The following is a 21,547-nucleotide window of genomic DNA, read 5'->3' on the forward strand; positions in this document are numbered from 1 at the left end:
CTCCTAAAAATTTAATAGATTATAAGCATGCTTTACTTTAGCAATTTCTTCGTGCGCTAAAGGTCCGTTACGAGCCAAATCAGCAAATTCAGAGAGTCGTGTTAATTCACGTTTTACTATATTTCTCTCCATATTAAATAATGTTGGTTCGATTAATTCAATTTGATCTAATTCACGAGGAAGGACAATAAAATCGTGAATATAAGAATATTTTTTTTGGGGATGTTTTCTTAAAACTCTACCACGTCTCTGAATGAATTCTCGTGGATTTGTACTACTTGCCAATATATATGCATTCTGTGTTGCTGGAACATCAACTCCCTCATCAAGACATTTAATCGCAATCAGTGCTTGTAGGTCACCTGTTTCAAAGCGTTCCAGCAATTCTTTTCGTTGAATTGCATCTTCTCGAGAAGTAAACGAATGTATCTTCATGTCTAAATCATTTCCCAACAACTTACTAACTGCATCTATCTGCCTTTCTCCATCAACAGAACTATCACCACAATAAACAATATTGTACAAGGAATCCTTTCTATTACTTAAAAGTTCTTTTAGTTTAATTAATTTATTCCTTGCTCTACTCAAAATTCTAGCTCTTTCAATAAGAAGGCTTGTGAGCCCTTTTGAGTCATCATTTTTAAAGTTTCCATCTTTCGGGAACAACTTTACAATTTTCCGAGTAACTTCATAATACTTTTCACTTTCATCTTCATCAAGGTAAATAATATGCGGATGATAATAATATTCTGTAAGGTACTTGCCAATAGCCTTTTCTAAACCGAACTGAAAGACAACTTGATTACCAAAATAAGAGAGCAAGGAATCAGTTCCATCTTCATCATACCAACGATTAGGAGTAGCAGATAAAGCTAGCCTATAAGGGAATTCTTCAATAAGAAGCTTTCTACTACTTTCAGCACCCAGATGGTGAGCTTCGTCAGCAATGAAGACTACATTTTTATTTAACTTTCTAAGGATCACTTGCATATGAGGCAGTGAAAAAGTAGCATTTGTTGTTATCAAACAAAAGTGATTTATGGCTCCTGACTGAAAAGCCGTAATATGATTATTGACATCTTCTTCCCACAGGTTCCTAGAATTATAAGCAATCAACGGACTCATATTATATTTTTTTAAATCTTTTACCCACTGATCAACGAGATGTGTATATGGACAAACTACGATTACAGCAAGCCTTTGGGTTACTTCCCACAGCTTAGTCACTGCTGTGATAGCGGTAATCGTCTTCCCCGTTCCAGTTGCCATTTCAAGCAAACCCTTGCATTCATTTCTAAACCAGCTTTTGATAGCTTCCTTTTGATAATCTCTAATTTCTAAATTTTCTGGCATGCGAGGAGTATTTAAGTTTGATTTATTTATGTCTACATGCGTGACTTCTATTTCCGGATCTCTTTCAGCATATTGGGAGGTTCTATAGCTTAATAACCTTTCTTTGGCTACTTGTGGAAATTCAATGATCTCTAATTGGCTTGTAGAATTTCCCCAGAGTTTTTCAAAGTCTAATTCTTTTCTTTGGACTCGAATATCGTCACCATCTTGCCAATTACAAAATACATCGATTGATTCAAAATTATTGTATAGACCACCCTCTGTTTCATTAGATGATCCAGAAAAGGCGATTTTGTTATTTTCCCAGTCCTCCATTATTCCAATTTTTTCGTGGTAAAGACCATAGCTCAGGACATTCCTAGTCATAGCAATTTTTATATCCAATTGTTCATTGGCAATAAGCCATGCCAAGTAGTTAAACCTCTCCTTCATCAAAAGCGTAGTAGGCTTGGTAATAGATCTTATTATAGAATCTTCAATCACATCTTCTCTTAACCGATAGCCTAGTTCAATAGCCTCAATATCTTTTTCATTGAGTCGAGGAGAAGCTATTAATTGCATTTTGCCGCCTTTATCAATGAGTTCAGAAATTCCTTTTGCAGCAAGCATCAAGGAACCGCTAGAGAAATAACCTACAGCTCTTTTATATATTTTGGTTTGTGATAAAACTGGGATATAAAAGTCCTTAATAATATTTCCTGATTCTTGATCCGATCTATATTGATAAGAAATATTTAAGTTTTTGAATCCCATAAGATCCTCCGAAACTCATTATTTTATATATTATAGAAAATACTTATTTAAATATTAAGTTCCCAAAAAGCCCGATCCCGCATCCAAACCGGTTGTCCTGCTCCAGCCTTCACAATACTAAAGTGCTTCTGCAACGACTTAATCCGATTCATGATGTTCTCTTCCTCGCCCTTGCTCTGCGTGCTGAACACCATCCGAATCTCTTTCGCGGACATCTCCGAAACATTATGCACGATCCAAGTCAGAATATAATTAGCATAATCGTTATCCGACGTCGAGAAATGGCTTAGGAACTGCGTAGACAGAATCGTTCCTACTCCGTACTCACGTCCTTCTTTGAGAATCTTTTTAATCGAAGTGAAGTCTTTACTCAAGAAGTTGTCTGCCTCGTCGACCAAGATCATTTTCGTGATCTCACGATAATTCCCATTGATCGAACTGTGCCCTTGCATCTGCATCTGATTGTAGAATACGTCCAACGTAATCGATACCACTAGATTCTGAATGCTTGCGTTGAAGCCAGACAAATTGATAACGGTAATCCCATCAATCATGTCAAATAACGGAATCGTCTTGCTCGCATCGGGTTCGAAGACTTCCATTTCGTACAGCTCTTGCAAAGCTGCATACAAGCTGTCGACCTTCGCATCTTCTCTTCCTGCATAGATGTCGTACACTTCGCTAAGCGTCGGTGCTGGCTGCTCCCAAGTGTTTGGATCGTTCTTTATGATGCCTTTCTGATTATAGGCATCCATAATGACCCCTTTCAAAGTATTCACTTGAACCTGCCCTAAGTTAAAGGACTTGGCAATCGTATCGGTCAACGAGCCGCTTGTATGCACAGGCAGCAACGGACGGATTGGTTTCGTGACGTAGAGCGACAGTGGATTATATGGCAGGTGGTAAAGGTCATATACTTTCGCCCCAGTCTTCTCTGTAAAGTCCGGCTTAATATAGTCGCCTTTATAATCGAAGATCAGAATACCGATCTTTGTACCGTTCACGTTATCTTGGCTGCTGCGGCTGAGCTGTGTGATCAATGACTTCGTGAACTGGGTCTTCCCCGTTCCCATTGTGCCGATGATTCCTGTATTCGTGTGCATGACTTTATCTGTCGAAGTCGGATACCACTTGATCTCTTCCTGGGTTTGAGCATTATGTCCAAACAAAATCTCCAGTGGCTTGCTCTGCTCCATTGCGACTGGCTGTACTTTCTCCTTCTGCTGCCTCGTGTCACCCGGCTGTTCCGAACTATCGGATGCAGCCCGCTCCCTCTGATCAGCTTCGTAGCCTTCAGTGGTTTCCGCCACAAGCTGAGGCCATTTCGAGCCCTCTATGCTTTTAGTGTCCTCAGTCTCTCTAGTCCCCGGTAAAACCACAACTTCCTCTTCTCCAGCAACATAAAGCTTCGAAAGCAACTGATCCGCCGGAATATCGCCATATTCGCTCTGGATATGATTTTTGATTTCTTCAATATCCTTGATGATGAAGTCGTATCCGCTTTTCTCTGGATAATCGAACACAAGCACGTCTTCCGTCCGTTTGATCTCCGTAAAGACCAGCTCTTTCTTGAACGAAATGACCGCTCCATCACCGATGTATTCTTCCAAAGCATTCGAGATCGTATAATCATCGTTCAACAGTTTTTCTCTCAAGCCGCTGTCCGTTACATTCTGCCAATACTGTTCCGGCCAGATCGAATAGAGATCCATTTTCTCGGCGCTGGCAATTGCGAGCTGCATGAAGAAATTGCGATACAGTTTGGCTTTGAACGGATCTTCTTCGCTCTCCGTCAAAAAGTCCAGCAACAGTTGCCGAGTCTCTTTGACTTGTGCTATCGCTTTCTCGTAAACCCCAGACGGGTTATGACCGATCTTCACTTCAATGGGGTAAAAGTGAACTTTGACGTTTTGATCTTGCTGCTCGATGCCGATCAGCAGAAGATCGTCGCTATAAGAACCGAATCTACCCAGGTTACGAGTCGAGAACAGTCCTTCCGATTGACGAAGCCCTGTTCCTCCGGAGATTCGCAGAATTTCTTCCATGGAGATCGGAATCCAGATGATGTCTTTATGCGCAAAGGCAGCCAATGCTAATTTCACCGCAGACAATATACTAATCTTTTCTCTAGGGAATTGATTTTTCTGTGCCAATAAACGGAGCAGCCAGTTGCCGTTAATCGCGTTAAAGAAATTGATGATCGGCGGCAAGACTTCATCCGTAGCTTTGATCTCATGCGAATGCAAAAACTCCTTGATCAGTTTCTGATATTGCTTCGAGCGTCTTGTTACCGTTATTGCATCAAAACCGCTTGAAGACGTGTACTGATCGCTGTAATGAATGACCAGCAAATCTTTCTGCGCATCGTTATTTTTGAAGAAACTCAAGTCTACTTTAGGCTCGATGAAAGTCACCCAATGTGCGGAATCGTATACAGCATCCAACTTCTGCTTATGCTCGGCTGAAATCGCGGTTACGATGTTCATATCTTCTTGGTAGTTATCCAGGGTACGAGCTACACGGAGCAGCGAATTAAGCTTTGGAACCAAAGCAAGCAAAGGCGCGTCCGAAGTTCTATAGTATTTCGTTCCGAAACCAGTCTTATAATCTTCGTTAATGAAGACGGACGGAATACCCGAAACCAGTCCGAACAGCGATACGCCGGTAATCATTTCGGAAGCATTGCTCGTCGCCACTTGCTCGATCCTGCTCATTTGATAGAAAGTAACGTGGCTGTATTCGTATTGGTTAGCCGCTACGTCGCGAGAGTAGAACTTCACTTGATCGCGGAAAATATTCAGTAGCTCTTCCGAGTGATAACCTTCCAGCTCCAATTTCAGGTTAAAGTTCTTGGCAATCTCTTCGGCATCGCTATACTGCGACATCTCTTCAAAGACATTGTTGATGCCTTTTTCCGCATAAATGTGCAGCTCGATCGGCAACAGATCGTTTTTTTCAATTTCCCGCTTTAATTGCCGCTTGTAATACTCGAACAGCCCTTGAAGGATCTCCTGGCAATCTCCCATATTGATCGTGTTGATCTTCAGCGGAGCGCGATAATCCAGATCGAACAGGTAAGAGAAATGTTCGGTAAATTCTTCGATTTTTTCTTGAACGAGCTTGTTTACGAACATCTTCGACGACTCGAATCTCGGCAAGCTCTGATCGATATAAGTCGTCCATTCGTAAGAATCGCTTGGCTCAATTGCTTTATACAGCGCATTGTTATAAGAAACATAAGGAAGTAGATGGGTCGGTCGGAGCGAACGTAAAAGTTCGTCGTTAATCGCTTCTTTTCCGATCAAGTCGTTTATCTGCAGTTGATAAGCCAGGTTAAGCGGATGAAGCGGCGTATATAACCATTCCGGATCTTTCAAGCCCTTTCGAATTGTTCCTAGAAGAACCATCTCCCGGTGGGAAGGAAGCAGAGATTGTCCGTTTTGCAGCTGTTCTAATTCTTTCAAGTAAGCTTGTACATAGCGCTTAGCGAGAATAGCATAATCTTCGTCGAAATAAGCCAAGCTAGGCAGCAATTGATTGTCGCGGAAATAACGAAGCAGATCGATATAGGCCTCTTTGACAGGCTCAGGCACGTTAATCGGCTCAGGATTCAAAGTGCCAACCTCTTCTGTGAAGTAAAGGTGATTGGCTTCGATCAGTTTAAGCTCGCGCTCCAGATTCTTTTTGAATTCGCCTTGAGCGTAAGTCTCTCTTGTCCCTTGAATGATCTTCATCTTGTCGTTTTCGATGCGATAAACGAAGTGTTCTTGTTTCTCGCGCTTCATCTTCCACACGTTGAAACCGCCGATCGGAACCGGGCGGTCCACGACATCCTGAATAGACAGCGGGATCTCGGTGTTAACCAATTTGATGACAAAATGGATCAGTTCTTCTTCGCTTGCCATATCGGGATTTTTCGTTACGACAAGCTCGTCCGTTTCCGCGATCTCGAACTGATTCTGCTCGAACTCTTCCATCAATTCGAATTTCATGACATCCGGTTGGTCTTTGTTAAAGATCCATTGTTCATCGTCCGAATTGATAAGGATGCTGGAATGTTTGGATCTCGATTTAACCAAGTTCACGGTATAAGAAGTTTGAATGGCTTGAAGCAGCTTCTCTTCGGTTTCGACAATCGCGATTCTGAAATCGTACGTTTGCGAGACGTCTGTTTTATATTTCACGCCGTAAAAGTTGGTTTGTCCCGGCGAGTGAGTCAATTCGACTTTGATCTTTTTGCCCGACGCTTCGGAGTTAATGTTGTATTTGATCGTCGTATTCGAGATGAATTGGTTTTTGATAAAATCGCTGAACGGCAACTCCAGAGTAACCTTTCTATGCTGTTCTGGATTAAAGATGATCAAATTGCGCTTACGTTGTTTGCTTTTGGTTTCTCCGTCCGGGCGTTCCCAATAGGTCAATCCTTCAAGCGTGAGCTTTTTGATGGGTTCGATGTATTCCAAGCCTTTACCTTCAAGCTTTTTTTGATTGGAACGTATGACTCTGCCGAAATCGGTAGACTGCCAATCCATCGCTGAGAGCTCTTTGACCCCTTGCTCGTCGAAATGGCGTTCCAAGCTGATATCGATCGGGCCGTACTGGTGAGCCATTTCTACATTACTAAAAAGTGCTTGATTTTGAATCAAACGTTCTTGAATCTGTTTCTCCTTCATAGGCGTGTTGAATAACTCCGAATCTCGGAACAGACCAAAATCTTTGTAATCTTTATCTTCAAGTTTCTGATTATTAAGAACGGTCAGAATTTTCTCGTAATCGAACAACGTGACCTGCTCATGAATGCCTTGCTGAGCTTTGTTGGCGGCCATACTGAATTTTAAAATCTGCTTTTCCGCTTGAGACAATTTGGAGCTGCTCATCATCTCTTGCAAGTTCTCTTCGATCGAATTGATATGAAAAGGCATGCCCTCTTTACCGAAAGAAGTCATCCCTTGCACAAGACTATCCAGGTTAGAATTATGAATGAGCAGCATTGCTTTATCCATAAAAGGATCTTCTTGCGTACCGACTTTATTTCGCAACGTCGTCAAAAAGTCCGGTGTCACTTCATTGGAATTGGAAGCTACTAGAACTTTCGCTTCAGGAGCGACCAAGCAAACCGATTGATAGACGCCTTCTTCAGTCTGCATGTAAAAAGGCTCGGCATCTGACAATGTTTTAACTTGTGCAACTAAGTCTTCGACTTGTTCGGTTCGCTCAAATTGAATATGGTATTTTTCGCCGGGCTGAATATTGGTGTCGTTAAAGAAACGCTTGATGCGTTCAGCCAGGTAATTATAAAAATGCTTTGACATATATAGCATCCCCACTATCGCTTTTTTTCTCCAATAAGTTTAGCTTTTCGAAATAATCGACAATTGCAGTCAGCGTGTCTCGGTCAAATATAATCCCTCGAATTTCAAACTCGTCGACCAATCGCTTCAAGCGGACTTTGTCCTCGTCTTTGATAATTAATTTGGTCAAGAACAGCAAATAATCGGTGTCCAAAATCAACATTTTGCCCGAACGTCCGCGAGACTTCAGGAAGGTCTTTTGACAAAAATGGACAAACCATTGCTTATATTCGTTATAGGGTTTGGATCTGGAAGTCTGATTGAATTGATGATCAATCATGCGATAGAGATGATGAATCTTATTTAAGGCCGGAAATTCGTAACGATCTGCTACAGTTCCCATCAGCGCCCACCGGCTATCGCCCGACAGCTTCTGTTGGTATTCCTCGATCAATTGATCAAGTTGTTGCTCCAAGACTTGTTGTTCTTCCAAGCTCATATGCCGAACTTGCTCCGCGATTTGCTCATAAGAAAGCGGAACCTGCAAAGATTGTCCCTCTTGAGAAACGTCCGCAAAATTCAACATCTTTAGCAGATTCACATGCGAGAAAATTCGTCCAACCGACTTTTCCAAGCTTCTCCAACCATACTCATAGCTCACTCTTGTTTTGGACAACCGTTCTTCTTCTTCGAAAGTGAAATAAACGGGACGAATTGCATTATCATTCGAATTGAATAAAGCTTCGTTTCGAATGGCGAATTGCGTGACATAGAAGAAGTAGTAATAAGAAATGATTTTCTCGACTTGCTGCGTAAACAGCTCGTTCTTGGTCGTAAGCCACTGAAAATCTTGAATGAACAAATCCGAAATCTCAGGCAGCATTACCGCATAATTTTTGCTACCTTCCTTCGCATCCATTAAAGCCGGCAAAGAGCGGAATAACAACTTGCTCATTAAGTCTGCGTCCGTCTGATCCGATGTGTCGACAGACCAAGGCTTTTGCCGATTCCAGAGCACATTGTATAAAAAGAGCGCTAATCTCTTATTTTCATTTTCTATAGTATTGATGTAATACAACGTTTGTGGATGGAATAAGTAAAGCTGATCGTTCTCGTCCAAGAAAAGGGTCTTCATCATTTGTCTAAACTCGCCGCGCTGATTTGCTTGGTTAAAATGAATAGAGTCCAACGCCGTGCTCAACAATTTTTCCGCATCGACAGCTTCCGGCAATTTCTTTTGTCCGACCAATCGCATAAACTCCCCCGTCACTTCCCGGAAGTTATACTGGGTTTCTTTGAACTTTGTTGTATATGGCAGAAATTCAAGGTCGACTTTCGGATTGTGCTTGATCGAAGAATCGAACTTGAATTGCTTGCGAACTTCTTCAAGATTCAAGTGATAACTCATTAGATTCACGTCTCCATAAACGAGTATTGATCGAATGTCTCGTCGTACTGCAAACGGTAGCGAGTCGACTTTCCGAATTGTTTGCTTTCAAAGACCATTTCGTTCTTTTGTGTCCCGGCGTTGTTCAGCTTATCAATGAACTCGACAAACTTGATGTATTGGAACTTATCTTTCTTATTTGGGCGATACCCTTGTTTGATGCGAATCAAGAGCGAATACAAAGAGTAATCGATATCGATCGTAGGAATCTCGAAGCCATCGGCATAATTCGCTCCTTTGGTTCTAAACTGGATTCTCATCATGGTTAAGAATTTGAACAGTTCCGTTTCGGGAAGAGTATTAGCACGTTCGATATGCGGCTCAATCTCCAGCTTCTGCAGCGCATAATATTGAGTCTGCGGCTGGCCGACTTGTATATAAACCAAGTCGTTGTTCGCTTCGCCGTTCCATTTATAAATCGCATCATGGATGTCTTCTCGATACAAACTCACAAGCATCGGCACTTCATGTTTGTTCCAATAGAACAGATAACGCATGAACTGCTCATATGTCTTGTCCTTGAACGATTGATGTTGTTCTTTCGGAATAAAGTAGTAAAGGTAAACGAAAAGTTTGATCAAGCGCTGTTTGTAAGTCTGCTCTTTATTGTCCCCATTGCGCCAAGGCGACTGTTGAAATAGAGATCGTGAAAAATACGGCAGTCGAGTGATGCTGATATGATTGGCAAAAAGCCCGGCACCCTCTCGATTGGACTTGAACTCGATTAAAAACTGGTCAAGCTGTTCCGTACGCATACGAGTCGGATTGATTCGATCGATCGCTTGGTGAATAGCCGACGTATCAACCTTTTCGAAAATCTGGAACGGCAGCAGGCAAGCTACATAATCTTGAAAATCCTGTTCGCGTACATATTCGACGATTTTCTTGTGACTCATGTTTTCCATAACGGACGGGACAAGCAAGTTGTATACAAAATCCAACAACGCCCGGGTGGAGATGATCAGCTTTTCCTTAACCATGACTTGAATGAGCAGCGTAATGATCTTGTCTTGTACGTCTTCGTGCTGAAGCAGCTCGTAGTTTTGCATAATCGGATTCTTGGCGGCAATCTCCGAATCTTCTTCTCGATCCCGCAGATAAGCTTGGTAAAAAGGATTATCTGCGGTTTGTTGCGTAACCTTCTGGAAAATGCCTTTAATATAATTCGATTTCGGTCCGTCAGCTGTCAACTGATACATGTGATAATCGCTAAAATTCACGTATTTGAAGATATGATCATCGGGGCTTGCTTCGTCGGCAATGACCGACTCTAAGATTTTCTTTTGATATACATAAGTTTTCAATCTTGAAAAAGCTTTGCCTTCTTCCGAATCGATAAAGTTGTTCAGGGCGCCGAGGTTGATCGCCAGTACGATATTTTGCGTACCGCCGGCTTGCAAGCCTTCATCGGAGAAAGGTTGCAGTACCTTCGCCAGCGTCTCAATCGAGGTTCTTTTAGGAGAAAAACTTTCAGTCGCATCGTTATGTAGATAGAAAAGCGACTCATCATTCAAGAAAGAATGCTTGTTTTTGAGATACGACAGGATATGCGACTTGCCGTCGCCTACCCCGCCGCAAACCAGAATCAAGCGTGGTTCAGCAGAATCATGGGCTTCGTTGATATGCTGCTCGAGTTCGACTTCTACCGGGCGTTGAATATGCATGTATTGTTTAAAATCACTGAAGCTTTCGAGGTTTTCGACGGCTTCTTTGGATGATTGTTTACAGCGTTTTAGGATGTTAATGAGGTGATTCGGTTGAATAGAAGTCATGTAAGGGCCTCCGAACTAAATGTTAGCTATAAGTCAGTACGATAATTTCAGTTTCTTTAATACTAACAATTCGCAAATCTACATCCTATCTCCTGTAATAAGGTCATTCTTTTTAAAAATCCATCTTCTTTTACTATATCAATAATTACTGGCTACTTGATTGTCACCTTTGTTGTAGCTTGAAAATACTACCATTAACGGGCTGCCTACCTTCCAACCACCCAGCAAACCCCTCCGCCTCACAATAACTCAAAAATAACCAATCCATCGCCCGCGTCATCCCGATATAAAACAGCGAAACCTCCCGCTCCACGTTCTCCTCCAGCTTAAACGGCATGCTCTCCACGTTCACGATAAACACCGCTTTGAAGTCCAGTCCTTTCGAACTGTCGATCGTCGAAAGCTTCACTTTCTCGGCTCCGCGGTCGTAGGCCCGTTTGGACGCCGTACTCTCCGCGATCCAGTCATGCGGAATCTCCAACCGATCCAGCTCTTTCCGCAGCCGGTCCACGTACGAATACGAATAGCGGTTCCGTATCCGGTACAGGATCGCGATATCCGAATAAGGGACCTTTTTCTCCGTATGCAGCTTGCGAATCGCGGCGGCGACCCAGGCGGCTTCTTCATTGAAATTGGCACACTGCTTGATGATCGGCTCTGCGCCTTTGCGTTTGGTGCTCTGAGGAGGGATGATCTCTACACCTTCGATGCTTGTCCCTTCTTTGACCCGATCCTTCAGCGCCGAATGCGTGCGGTAGAAGTCCCAGGCGAAATTGACGATCTGCGACGTGTTGCGGTAGTTAATGCTCAGGATCTTGGAGCGTCCGCGGAAGTCGAGTCCGGTGCTGGACGACAGGCTCGTTTTCCGTCTGAAAATGTTCTGCGCTTTGTCTTCCACGAGCAGCAGCGACTGCGTTTCCGGGTTTAAGACTTTGCTGAGCAGCTCCAGCCATTCGGGTTCAAAATCCTGGCCTTCGTCAATTAATATTGCGTCGTATTTCGGCAGGATGGTCTCGCCGCGGTCGATCTTGGGCAGCAGCATTTCGATGCCGTCGTCCCGGATCTTCAGCGCGTTCCACAGCCATTCGTGAAAAGTCGCCGTTTCGATGTTGTGCTTGGGGGCAATGCCGTTACCGTTTTCGTCCGTGCTCATAACGGCAAAGTCGAACAAATCCTCCGGCTCTTCCATCATCTTCTCGATCATGGAGCGCAGCACGCGGGACAGCGGGATGCCGTAGCAGAGCACGAGGATCTTCCACTCCGGATGATCCTTCGCCAGCAGGCGGGCGCGTGCGGACAGGATGAGCGTCTTGCCGCTGCCGGCGACGCCGCGGATCAAGCGGTTCTTGTCGCCGATCTGGCGCGCGAGCGATTCCTGATGCAGGTCCATCGCCTGAAGATTATGCAGCGACAGCAGCAGCTGATCGTCGTAATGCGCAGGGGTTTTGAATTCCGCGCTGATCCGCACTTCGGGGAACAGATGGTAGCGGATCGCTTTGACGTCTTCTTCGCTGAGCAGCTGACTCTGGTGAAAAGGAACGGTGAACATGCCGAGCATCCGCTCCAGCAGCTTGACCCCGTCGAAGTCTTCGTGTTCCGTGTCGATATCGTCCCGGGTCAGCAGGAACTGGGGATCGATCACCCGGTGCAGCTGGTGCTTGACGATATGCGTTTCCCGCATGCGGGTCAGCACGACGCCGAAGCCGAAGCGGAATTTGAGATTGCCGTGATAGGTACCGCCGATTTTGACGAGACTTTTGTCTTTTTTGAGCTTGTCCGTAATGCGGAACGCGTAACCCCGAGCCTGATGCAGCGGGTTGCTGACCGTGCTCAGCTGGCCCTGGGTGTTATAGACGCGCCATTCGTCGGGATAAAGTTCGTACAGCGTGCTCTCGGTATAGTCTTTCACTTCCAGCACGAGCATGCCGAGGTCCGGGCCGATCACGACGTAGTCGGGGCGCCGGCCGCCGATTTGGGGTTCGTAGTAGACGATGTAATCGTCGGGAAGGTGTTCGCGGAGCGTATGGAACAGCAGGCGTTCGCCCGCCGTAGCTTTCTTGGGGATGGTTTCCGGGATCATATAAGCCATAGGTTGTCACTCCCTGATGATGTCAGATCCCGTTGAAGGTCCGGTGCTTCCGGAATCTGGCGAGATGATGGGACGGCCCGGATTCACAGAGTCCGCGCCGCCTAATATAAAGGGGCAGTTCACGATTGCGCATGTCTAATGTCATGGGTCATAAGACTTTGCTTGCTGTCCTTATTGTACTTGGTCTGGGCGGAAATGGGAATCCGATTCACGAAGAAATAACAATTTTAGGCTCGAATTCATTCGAATAACTATTCTTCTCTTTAACTTTTAGGTGTTCCGACGCGTCTATGGAGAGGGCTGCCTGCTCCCGGAAAAGACCGCGCTGCCGGCCGCTATAGGTACGGTGGCTCCGATCTACCTGGTGCACGCTCTGGTCGATCTGAAATACGTGCGCGGAACGAAAAAGCATGTCGTGTCGGGAATTATGGCTGCCGTACACGCGGTGCTGGCGATCGCGCTGTTTTTGTTCCGCTGAACGGGCTGCGCGGAACCGCCGCAGCCGCGTTCGAGTTTGGACGCTACCTTTTAACTTTCCGCAAGCAGTATGCTATGGATCGCTTCGTCCACGCACTGCTCCCCCAGCTCCAGATCCAGCAGCATCACCTCTACTTTCACTCCGTCCCCGCTGTCGTATTCGACCGGGGTTTTGAAGCTGTCTTCCGAATTCGCTCGGGGATACAGCAGAACCACTTTCTTCGCGCCGTACTTTTTCCCGTACGCGTACATCTGATACATGTCCGACTGCGAGATGCCGTAATCCCGCCCATACCGCCGGGACAGCATTTTCCACTTCGTATCCATCACGATCGTGCCGGACGGAGTTCCCCGCAGCACGATGTCCGGTCTCAGCGGAAAACGCGCCGGTTCTTCGAACAGCTTATGCGCCGTATCCTGCGTGCTCACCTGTACGGAAGACTCGGCGAAGCGGCGCTTCAGCAGCAGAGCGACATAACGTTCGAAGATTCGCTCCATCGGGAAGAGCAGCGCATAGGCGCGGTCGGCTCCCCCGAGCGGGGTGAAGCTTCTGCTGTCGAGGAAAATGCGGCACCAATCCAGCACGGTCCGGTACTCCTGCATATTGCGGTCCATGGACACTTTGTCCCACTCCCGCGCCGGATCAGCGCAGGACGGGACGGTGTCGAACGCGTCCAGCAGCATCCGCAGTTCTTTTTGAATGCGGCTGCTGCCGGTCAGACGAATCAGCCGCTCGAGCGTCGTCTTGATCAGCCGGTTCTCCGGCCGGTCGATGCCGAACTCGTCGTAACGGATATAGAAACGTTCCCGATGCACGGCATTGTGCCGGATATGCGCCGAGACCTGAAGTTTGCCTTTGTAGAAACGTTCGTTGTCCTCGTGCTCGCGGTAATCCGACTTCAAGCCCCGCTTGACCAGCAGCAGCGCTTCTTCGGCGAACATGCGGATAAAGATATCGAGCAGCGTGCCGCGCGACGTGCCGAGGCCGGTCTGCCGCGAGACTTTGCTGGGAATATCGCCGATCGTGCGCAGCATATGCAGGAACGTCCGCCGCGCCCGTTCGGCCGACTGCTCGGGGTTCTCCGCACGGCGGTCGTACAGCTTGGGCAGAATCTCGACGACGCTGCCGTCCGGCAGGGCGATCATGCCCACGTAATTGCGGGCGGTAATCGTGCGGCCTGCTCCCGGGCGGCTGCCCAGGGCAAGCAGCATCGAGGGATCGTCGAGCGGGTCGCCGGCCGTCGGAGTCTCGAGGATGAATTTTTCCAACTGATCGAACGTCTTCTCGGGCAGACCTACATAACCGTACGCGTTAACGCCCGCTCCCCGGCACAGCGTGTCGTATTCCCTCAGCGTGAAGGCTGCGCCCCGAGCTGACGGTCGCGCATTCACGGCTGCACCGCCGCGTTCGCCGCAGATCGATTTTCGTAAATGCCCCGGTAAGCTTCCTCCCGCTTGAACGCTTCCGCATTGATGCGGTACGTCTTGCGCTCGTCCGCGTAACGGTCTCCGCCGCTGCCGAACAGATCGTTTGCGTTAATGGCGACTTCCGTGATGAAGCGATCCCGCTCGTCGGCTTTGCGGTTATCTCCGAGCACCAGACGAATCTTCTCGTAGTCGTCGTAGAAATACTCCTGCAGCAGCGGAATGACGGCATGTTCGAACAGCTGCCCCAGCTTTTCGAGCGTCGGTTCGTTCTTCAAACCCAAGAAATACGCATGTCCCAGCATATGCTCGCGGTCGTACAGCGCTTCGATTCTCCGGTTGATCATATCCAGCATTTTTTCCAGATCCAGCCCCGTGCCGTCGATCTGGAGCGAGGACAGAAGCTGCGGCCGCGGCATCATCTCGGCAAAAGCGAACCGGCGGCGCAGCGCGGTATCCAGCCGGGCGATGGAACGGTCCGCCGTGTTCATCGTGGCGAGCAGGTAGACGTTATTCGGCACGCCGAAAAGCTCTCCCGAGTACGGCAGCTGCAGGCTGGTCGCCTCCCGCATGCCCAGACGTTTGGAAGGCTCGATCAGGGTGATCAGCTCGCCGAAGATCTTGGAGATATTCCCGCGGTTGACTTCGTCGATGATGAAGACGTAGTTGTTGGGGTTCTCGCGGGCGACGGACTGAGGCAGGGCCGCTTGGTGCTCTTGCAAGATGGACAGCACATTATTGAGAGTGACCCTGTGCAGGCGATAAACCGAAGATAATGTAAGCTTTACGCCGCCGTTCATCTCCACCACGTTTATATTCACATCGTCTCCCTTGAGAAGCCAATTCACTTTTCGGGTGCGTTTATAACTGTCCAGATCTTCGCGCCACTCATAATCCCCTGCAACGACTCCGATCGCTCCGATATGTTTCTCGTCTTTGAGCACAAGCACAATATCGCCCTGCTGCATTTCATTCACGAACGCGTTGATCACGCCTTTGCCGCCGTTTGCATATACAGTAGCCTCGTTCACGTTCTCCCCGTACTCGTCCCAACCTAAGCGGATCATTCCATGTTCGTAGCAGTAACGTTTGATAACGCCTTTGTCTTTGGAATCTCCCAGCGAAACTTTCCAGATAACAGGCTCTTCTCGAATGCCGTAGTCATTATCGGCTGCCACTATAGGTTCGCCGGCTTTCTCGCAGAACCGTTTGAATATACCGGGTTCGATCTTGTAAGAAATATCGCCCGAGTCTGCGCCCGTTTCTTCGGCATTCGCCATGACCGGCTTGATCCCTTCCATAAACTCCTCGTAACCGTAGGATTGGTGGAACGTGGTAAAAACGATCTGTCCGGCTGCTTTATATTTGTCGTAGCGAGTCTTGACTTGTTCGTATCCCCCGTCCGCCCCCGCTTCTTCCACTATATCCTGCAGCGGTTTGTTTTCGATCATGGCGACGGCGTAGATCACCGTGTGATACGTCTTGCCTGTTCCGGGAGGGCCGTAGAGGATGATGTTTTTGTCGTGGTACGCTTCCTCAGAGGAATTAGATCGAGCGGATTCGGTCATGGCTGCATGCTCCTTGTCTTCAAGAAATTCTTTGTAAAACTTCAGCCCTTGCGTAAAATCCTGAGTACGGGCTTTGCGATCGATCTCTTCAAACCCTTCCGCTGTGGTAATAATGGCCTTCACTTTCACATAACGATCGTATTCGCCGATTTCGAACATATTGGTCGTTTCCAGCGCAGACGCTTCTTTCAACTTTTTAGCGGCTCCCGCCAGAGCTACGGCGTAATCACTGATCGTCTTCGGAGCGTAAGGCCTTCCGTTACCCTGCTTCTTATTCAACATCCATTTTTCGAATTCGTTTCTGCGCAAAATTGCTTGTTCGTTCATTTCTTTTTCTCCTCTGTTAGGCATCTGTCATTCGATCTTCGCTCCGGACTCGAATTCCATCGGTTTGTTTTCTCTCGGACAGATCGGACAGCCGGACGGCGAATCCGGGTACGGATTGTCCATCATGCTTCTATAACGCATCGATCTCGGTAAACGTTGCCCTGTTCAGAAACGAATTTTCATCGTCCTCCCGATCTCCGCTCCGTTTAAATTATAACAGGAATTTCATGCATATATTCCCTTATGTGTAACCTTTCCGCTGCTCGACGCGTATTGTTCATAGAAACGAAGCATTCCAAGCCGAAAGCGAGTGAACCCCATGACCCTTCTTCCTTTTCTGATCGTGATTGTCGTCGTCCTCGGAATCTATACGCTGGTTCACCGGATGATCGTGCGCGGAGAAGACCGGCGGACCCTTCGGGATTTGGGCGGAAGGCCCAGCCTCTATGCGTATATCGCCAATATCGTGATGATCGTCGCGATTGCCGTCTTGACGTTTTCGGAGCTGGACAAAGATATCAAGTTCTGGGCGATGCTCGGCATCGTGGCGCTGTTCGCGCTGGCACAGGCCCTACTGGAACGCAGGTACCTGCCGAATACCCGCAGGCATATCGCGACGCTGCTGTCTTTCGGCATTCTGCTGGCTTTGTTCGCGGCTTACATGGCATGGAACCCGCTGCCTTGACGGCAGTGCTGGACCATGCTCTAACGAATAGGAGGTCTAACCGATGAATCCGACGTCGTTCCCCATCATTGCTTTCGGCAATCTGATCGTGATCCTGCTGGTCCATGCCGTCTTTCCGCGCTTTATCGTGACGGGCCCGGACCGGCGGCAGATGAAAGACGTACCCCGCTTGAAAAGGTATACGTACGGCCTCACATTCGGCGCGCTGGCGCTGCTGGGCGTGGTGATCTTCGGGGATCTGCCTCCGGTTCAAACGGATCTGCTCGCGTTTGCGATCGTGCTCTCGCTGGGCTTGATCTTCATGTATTTGGAGAAAAAGTACCTGCCGAATACCCGCCGCCATCTGGTCACGCTCTGCTGGATCGGCTGCTTTTGCGCAGTTTGCGGCCTGTATGCCTGGGCGACCTATTTCTGATTCCGGCTTCGTCGATACTTTTTCGCGTTTTCCTCCGTCTTATTTAAGGGGCGAACCGCCTCATTTCGATCAACGGAGGAATGCCGAGTGAGATCCGCACGCACTGCCGACAAAAAAGTCCGTCCGGGCAAGCGAATCGTCCTGCTGTCGATAACGGCGATTCTGCTTGCCGCGGCCCTGTTCTGCTTTTTCAAGCTGAAGCCCGTCTGGGAATCGATGCGGCCGCTGGTCGTTACGCTGGACAACCGCTCCGGCTCGGAGCTCGTATCGGTGGAGCTGTCCGTCGACGGCCAACAGTCGCGGTACGGCTACGAACGGAAGATCCCGGCCGGCGAGAAGCGCAATATCCGCCCGGAACTGAGCCTTGACAGCGCGGGTTCCGTGAAGCTGCGGGCCGTCGACGCCGAAGGGCGCGCGTATACCGGAACGGTATGCGGCTATACGGATCGGCTGACCGGCTCTTCGGCCGTGACGATCGGGAAGGACGGGCAGGTATCCGTCCGGGATGAATGCATGTAGAGCCGCCGGCGGCAGACGAAGGATGCGCCCCGCTTGAAAAGGTATACGTGCGGCATCACGTGCGGCGCGCTTGCGCTGCCGGGCGCGGTGCCCTTCGGGGATCTGCCTCCGGTCACGCTCTGCCGGATCGGCTGCCTCTGCTTGCTTTTCGGCCTTTACTTTCGGACGACTTACGCTGGAAGCGGCTGTATTATTACTTTTACCTGATAGGAGGTTTCGCGATGAGACCCTTTTTCCGCTCCAAATCGTTCTGGATTCCGACTCTGCTGAGTACGCTGCTGCTGGCCATGAATCTAAGTTCGCCTCAGCCTCATCTGCTGGGGATGGTCCTGCTGGTATTCGTGATCAGCGCCGCGACGGCGGGCTGCATGTTCGGCGGCATCCTCTACATCTTGACCCACTGGCACGAACGCGGCAGCGGCGGACGCTGAACCGGTACCCGCGCTTCGACCGGAAGGAGGAGTTCGAATGCTGTTATCCGTTTACGGCTGGGCGGTCATTGCCCTAGCCCAAAAAAGCCCGCTGACCGAATGCTTCGGCCGGCGGGCTTTCTTATCGTAAAAGGGATGCTGCGGCTGATCAGGCTTCCAGCGCGCGCTGCGGCTCGGCGTCTTCGCCGGCCATGCCGCGCAGGGCGCTCTCGTTATGCCGGATACGTTCCAGCATGTCGCCGTTTTTGCGGACCAGTTCGGTCAGCGACGCGGATACCTGCTGCAGCGCGGCCGTGGACTGCTCGCTGATCGCGGCCAGGCTCTCGGACGAACGCTCGATCTCTTCCGACGAAGCGTGCACCGTGCCGATCATGCCGTCGTAGCGCACGACCGATTGGCTCACTTCCTCGACGGACGAAGTAATGGACGTGAACACGTCGCGCGTCTCTTCGACCATGCCCATGCATTCCTGCATCCGGACCGCGATCGACTGCATGCTGCGCTGCGTGCTGTCCGAATGGCCGCCGACCAACGACAGATTGCCGGAGATCTGCTCGGCCGCTCTCGCGGACAGCTCGGCCAGCTTGCGGATCTCGCCCGCGACGACCGAGAAGCCCCGGCCGAATTCGCCGGCGCGCGCCGCTTCGATGCTGGCGTTGAGCGACAGCAGATTGGTCTGAGACGAAATTTCCTGAATGGTGCCGATCAGCTGCGAAGAAGCGGATACCTGCTCCGCCAGCTGATTGACTTCTTCCGCGGCGGCGCGCACCTGGGTCTCGAACTGCCCGATCAAGCGGTACAGCCCGCCGACGATCTCGTCGCCTCTATGCGACGAATCCGCCGCGGTGACGCTCTTCTCGCGCAGCTGATGCAGCGACTCCAGCATGCTGCCGAGCTGTTCGCCGCTGACGCGGATGGAATCGGTCACGCCGGTCAGCAGTTCGTTTTGCGAGACGGCGCCCTTCGTCACTTCCTGCACGGCTACATGCATCTCTTCGAACGATACGGCGTTCTCTTCGCTGCCCGTCGATACCGCCTCCATGTTCTCCGACACGACCCGCACGTTTTCGCGCAGCGAAGCGCTCTTGCGCTCGGTGATCTCCAGCAGTTCCTGGGTCTGCCGCTGCGCTTCTTCCAGCTGCCCGGTCATGCGGTCGCCGATCCGCTGGAAGTTGTACATGATCGCGCTGATGATGAGGAAGAAGATCAAATGCGCGATAACCTGGTCTTTTTCCATGCCGTAATCGCCGCCCCGGTACAAATACGCGGCCAGCAGCAGCGCGCCCCCCGCAAAGCCGGTATACATCGGTCCCCGGCGCATATAGACGAGCGACAGCACGAGCAGCAGATAGACCGGCACGATATTTACCATGCTCGGCACGATCAGATTGGCCGCCGTATGGGCGATCGCGAGCATGCTCAGCGCCACGTAAGGCAAAGCCTGTTCTTGCTTGCGCGCGAAATGCAGGAAACCTACCGCGCCCAGCGTGATCAGGTCGCCGGCGATCAGCATGACCCGGGATGCCGTGTTCATCTCGACCAAGGCGTACATCAAGATGGCCAACAGCACCGTAACCGTCAGCGAGTAGAACACCAGCTGATTTTTGAGGCGCAAATCTTCGTAATGCAGTTGATTCAAGTTCTTCATCGCGTTCACATCCCTATCTTTTTCTTAAAGCCCCTATTCTTTATCGGAATAAAGTCTTGTTCCTATTAGACTAAAGTTCCAACTTTAGTTCTAATTTCGTTGGATGATCCCGCTTACTTCACTTTGACCAACAGCGCATTGCTGACTTTGCGTCCCGGCTTTGTCACATATTTTCCGTTGACGTACAGTCCGCTCGAAGCGCCGCCGTCCAGATTCATCGCCTGATACGCGCCGGCCCGCTTCATGATTCCCGCCAGCTGCTTCAAGGTCGCTCCGCGAACGGTCAGCAGAATCAGTTCGTGGTTGGCGGTGATGCCGATCGCGCTGCGCGCCGCTCTGCCGTTCAGCACATGCGGGTCGCGAAAGCCTTCCGCCGACGCGCGGAGCGCGAGCTTGCCGTTCTTCAGCAGCAGCGGTCCCGCTTGAACGGCCCCTTCGACCTGTCCCGCTTCGTAAGCCGCCCCGAATTTCAGGCCCGGGATCAGCCGCGCCAGATGGTTGCCGTCATAAGCGAATACGGTCCGGTCCGTGCCGCCGTTGACGAACTTCATGCGGCCGTTGCTGACCAGATAGCCGTAAGGCGCTTTATAGGCCGCGGACGTATAGGCGTCGAAATAAGTGGCGTTGATCGCCGCGTAAGCGCCGTTCTGGGCCGCGATGCTGCGCAGATCCTGCACGGCGCCGACTTTGTGGTTCGCGAACGCGGCGTCCAGCGATACCCGCGGGTTCATCAGCTGCACCGTCACGATATTCGCCGTAAGCGGCGCACCGCCGACGTAAAATTTCTGCTGGCGATAGCGGACCGGCTTGTTCGTCAGCGAACCCCGCTTGATGACCGGCAGGTCCATTTCCTTTTCCCCGCTCTCGATATGCATGGAGGAAGTCGCGCCGTCCCACTTGAGGCCGAGTCCCAGCTCCGCGGCGGCGAGCCCGAGCGGCACGTACGTAACGTTTCGGTCGCTGAAAGGCGCCGCGTCGAGCTTGACCGGCTTGCCGTCGACGTAAGCTTTCTTTTTGCCGGCGTGCAGGGTGATCTTCTTCTTGCCTTTGACGATATCGATTCGCTTGGAGGACGCGTCCCAGCCAACCTTCGCCTCCGAAAATTCGCTCAGCACGCGGATCGGCACGTAGGTCCGGCCGGCCGCCGGGTCCGAATAGCCGAATGTTTTGGACGAGACCGCGGCGGCCGCCTTCCCCGTCGTTCCCGGCGCGATTCCGGTCGTTGTCACGCCCGCGGCCAGCGCGACCGCGAGCAGCGTTTTGATTGTTTTTCTTCCGATTGTTTTCTTCATGGTGTAGGCCCCTCTCCGTCCGGTTCTCGTACGGCGCATGCACCGAACCCGGATC

14 protein-coding genes are annotated in these 21,547 nt (G+C 49.8%); 5 read left to right on the forward strand and 9 right to left on the reverse strand.

All coding sequences use genetic code 11. From position 1 onward, the window contains the following. Nucleotides 1-3: 3 nt before the first annotated feature. The 5 genes from GYN08_RS06675 to GYN08_RS06695 form a co-directional block, all read right to left on the reverse strand. Nucleotides 4-2,106 carry a DEAD/DEAH box helicase family protein gene (locus GYN08_RS06675; RefSeq protein WP_166273319.1) on the reverse strand — a complete coding sequence of 701 codons (2,103 nt, stop codon included), beginning with the start codon at nucleotides 2,104-2,106 and terminating at the stop codon, nucleotides 4-6. A 47-nt stretch (nucleotides 2,107-2,153) separates the two neighbouring features. After that, nucleotides 2,154-7,418 (reverse strand): DNA phosphorothioation-dependent restriction protein DptH, encoded by a 5,265-nt coding sequence (gene dptH / locus GYN08_RS06680; protein ID WP_166273321.1) that lies wholly within the window; start codon nucleotides 7,416-7,418, stop codon nucleotides 2,154-2,156. Further along, nucleotides 7,399-8,805 (reverse strand): DNA phosphorothioation-dependent restriction protein DptG, encoded by a 1,407-nt coding sequence (gene dptG, locus GYN08_RS06685; protein ID WP_166273323.1) that lies wholly within the window; start codon nucleotides 8,803-8,805, stop codon nucleotides 7,399-7,401. The genes dptH and dptG overlap by 20 nt, the downstream gene beginning before the upstream one ends. 5 nt (nucleotides 8,806-8,810) lie before the next feature. After that, nucleotides 8,811-10,616, reverse strand: a complete 1,806-nt coding sequence (gene dptF, locus GYN08_RS06690) for a DNA phosphorothioation-dependent restriction protein DptF (protein ID WP_166273325.1) — start codon at nucleotides 10,614-10,616, stop codon at nucleotides 8,811-8,813. A gap of 163 nt (nucleotides 10,617-10,779) precedes the next feature. Then, nucleotides 10,780-12,705, reverse strand: a complete 1,926-nt coding sequence (locus tag GYN08_RS06695; RefSeq protein ID WP_166273327.1) for a 3'-5' exonuclease — start codon at nucleotides 12,703-12,705, stop codon at nucleotides 10,780-10,782. Between the two features lie 346 nt (nucleotides 12,706-13,051). On the opposite strand from GYN08_RS06695, the gene GYN08_RS23930 reads away from it, so the two are divergent. Continuing rightward, entirely contained in the window at nucleotides 13,052-13,183 is a 132-nt protein-coding gene (locus GYN08_RS23930) for a hypothetical protein (protein WP_268952854.1), read from the forward strand. A 50-nt stretch (nucleotides 13,184-13,233) separates the two neighbouring features. Here GYN08_RS23930 and GYN08_RS06700 read toward each other — a convergent pair whose 3' ends face one another. Together GYN08_RS06700 and GYN08_RS06705 are read right to left on the reverse strand one after the other, a co-directional pair. Beyond that, the gene (locus tag GYN08_RS06700) at nucleotides 13,234-14,574 is read right to left on the reverse strand and encodes an McrC family protein (protein WP_166273329.1); all 1,341 of its coding nucleotides are present in this window, start codon (nucleotides 14,572-14,574) and stop codon (nucleotides 13,234-13,236) included. Continuing rightward, a complete protein-coding gene (locus tag GYN08_RS06705) occupies nucleotides 14,571-16,502 on the reverse strand; it encodes an AAA family ATPase (RefSeq protein WP_235945963.1) in 1,932 nt (643 codons plus the stop codon). The genes GYN08_RS06700 and GYN08_RS06705 overlap by 4 nt, the downstream gene beginning before the upstream one ends. Before the next feature lie 319 nt (nucleotides 16,503-16,821). On the opposite strand from GYN08_RS06705, the gene GYN08_RS06710 reads away from it, so the two are divergent. The 4 genes from GYN08_RS06710 (at nucleotide 16,822) to GYN08_RS06725 (ending at nucleotide 18,552) form a co-directional block, all read left to right on the forward strand. Then, nucleotides 16,822-17,187, forward strand: a complete 366-nt coding sequence (locus GYN08_RS06710) for a hypothetical protein (RefSeq protein ID WP_166273333.1) — start codon at nucleotides 16,822-16,824, stop codon at nucleotides 17,185-17,187. Nucleotides 17,188-17,230: 43 nt separating this feature from the next. Next, a complete protein-coding gene (locus tag GYN08_RS06715) occupies nucleotides 17,231-17,602 on the forward strand; it encodes a hypothetical protein (protein WP_166273335.1) in 372 nt (123 codons plus the stop codon). An 87-nt stretch (nucleotides 17,603-17,689) separates the two neighbouring features. Then, nucleotides 17,690-18,121, forward strand: coding sequence for a hypothetical protein (locus GYN08_RS06720; RefSeq protein ID WP_166273337.1), 432 nt, complete (start codon nucleotides 17,690-17,692; stop codon nucleotides 18,119-18,121). Between the two features lie 221 nt (nucleotides 18,122-18,342). After that, nucleotides 18,343-18,552, forward strand: a complete 210-nt coding sequence (locus GYN08_RS06725; protein ID WP_166273339.1) for a hypothetical protein — start codon at nucleotides 18,343-18,345, stop codon at nucleotides 18,550-18,552. 148 nt (nucleotides 18,553-18,700) lie between these two features. Here GYN08_RS06725 and GYN08_RS06730 read toward each other — a convergent pair whose 3' ends face one another. Both GYN08_RS06730 and GYN08_RS06735 read right to left on the reverse strand, forming a co-directional pair. Continuing rightward, a complete protein-coding gene (locus GYN08_RS06730; RefSeq protein ID WP_166273341.1) occupies nucleotides 18,701-20,200 on the reverse strand; it encodes a methyl-accepting chemotaxis protein in 1,500 nt (499 codons plus the stop codon). Nucleotides 20,201-20,313: 113 nt separating this feature from the next. After that, a complete protein-coding gene (locus GYN08_RS06735; RefSeq protein WP_206023647.1) occupies nucleotides 20,314-21,492 on the reverse strand; it encodes a phosphodiester glycosidase family protein in 1,179 nt (392 codons plus the stop codon). Between the last annotated feature and the right edge of the window lie 55 nt (nucleotides 21,493-21,547).

Origin of the sequence: Saccharibacillus alkalitolerans, assembly GCF_011090185.1 — a bacterium.
Classification (GTDB): Bacteria; Bacillota; Bacilli; order Paenibacillales; family Paenibacillaceae; genus Saccharibacillus; species Saccharibacillus alkalitolerans.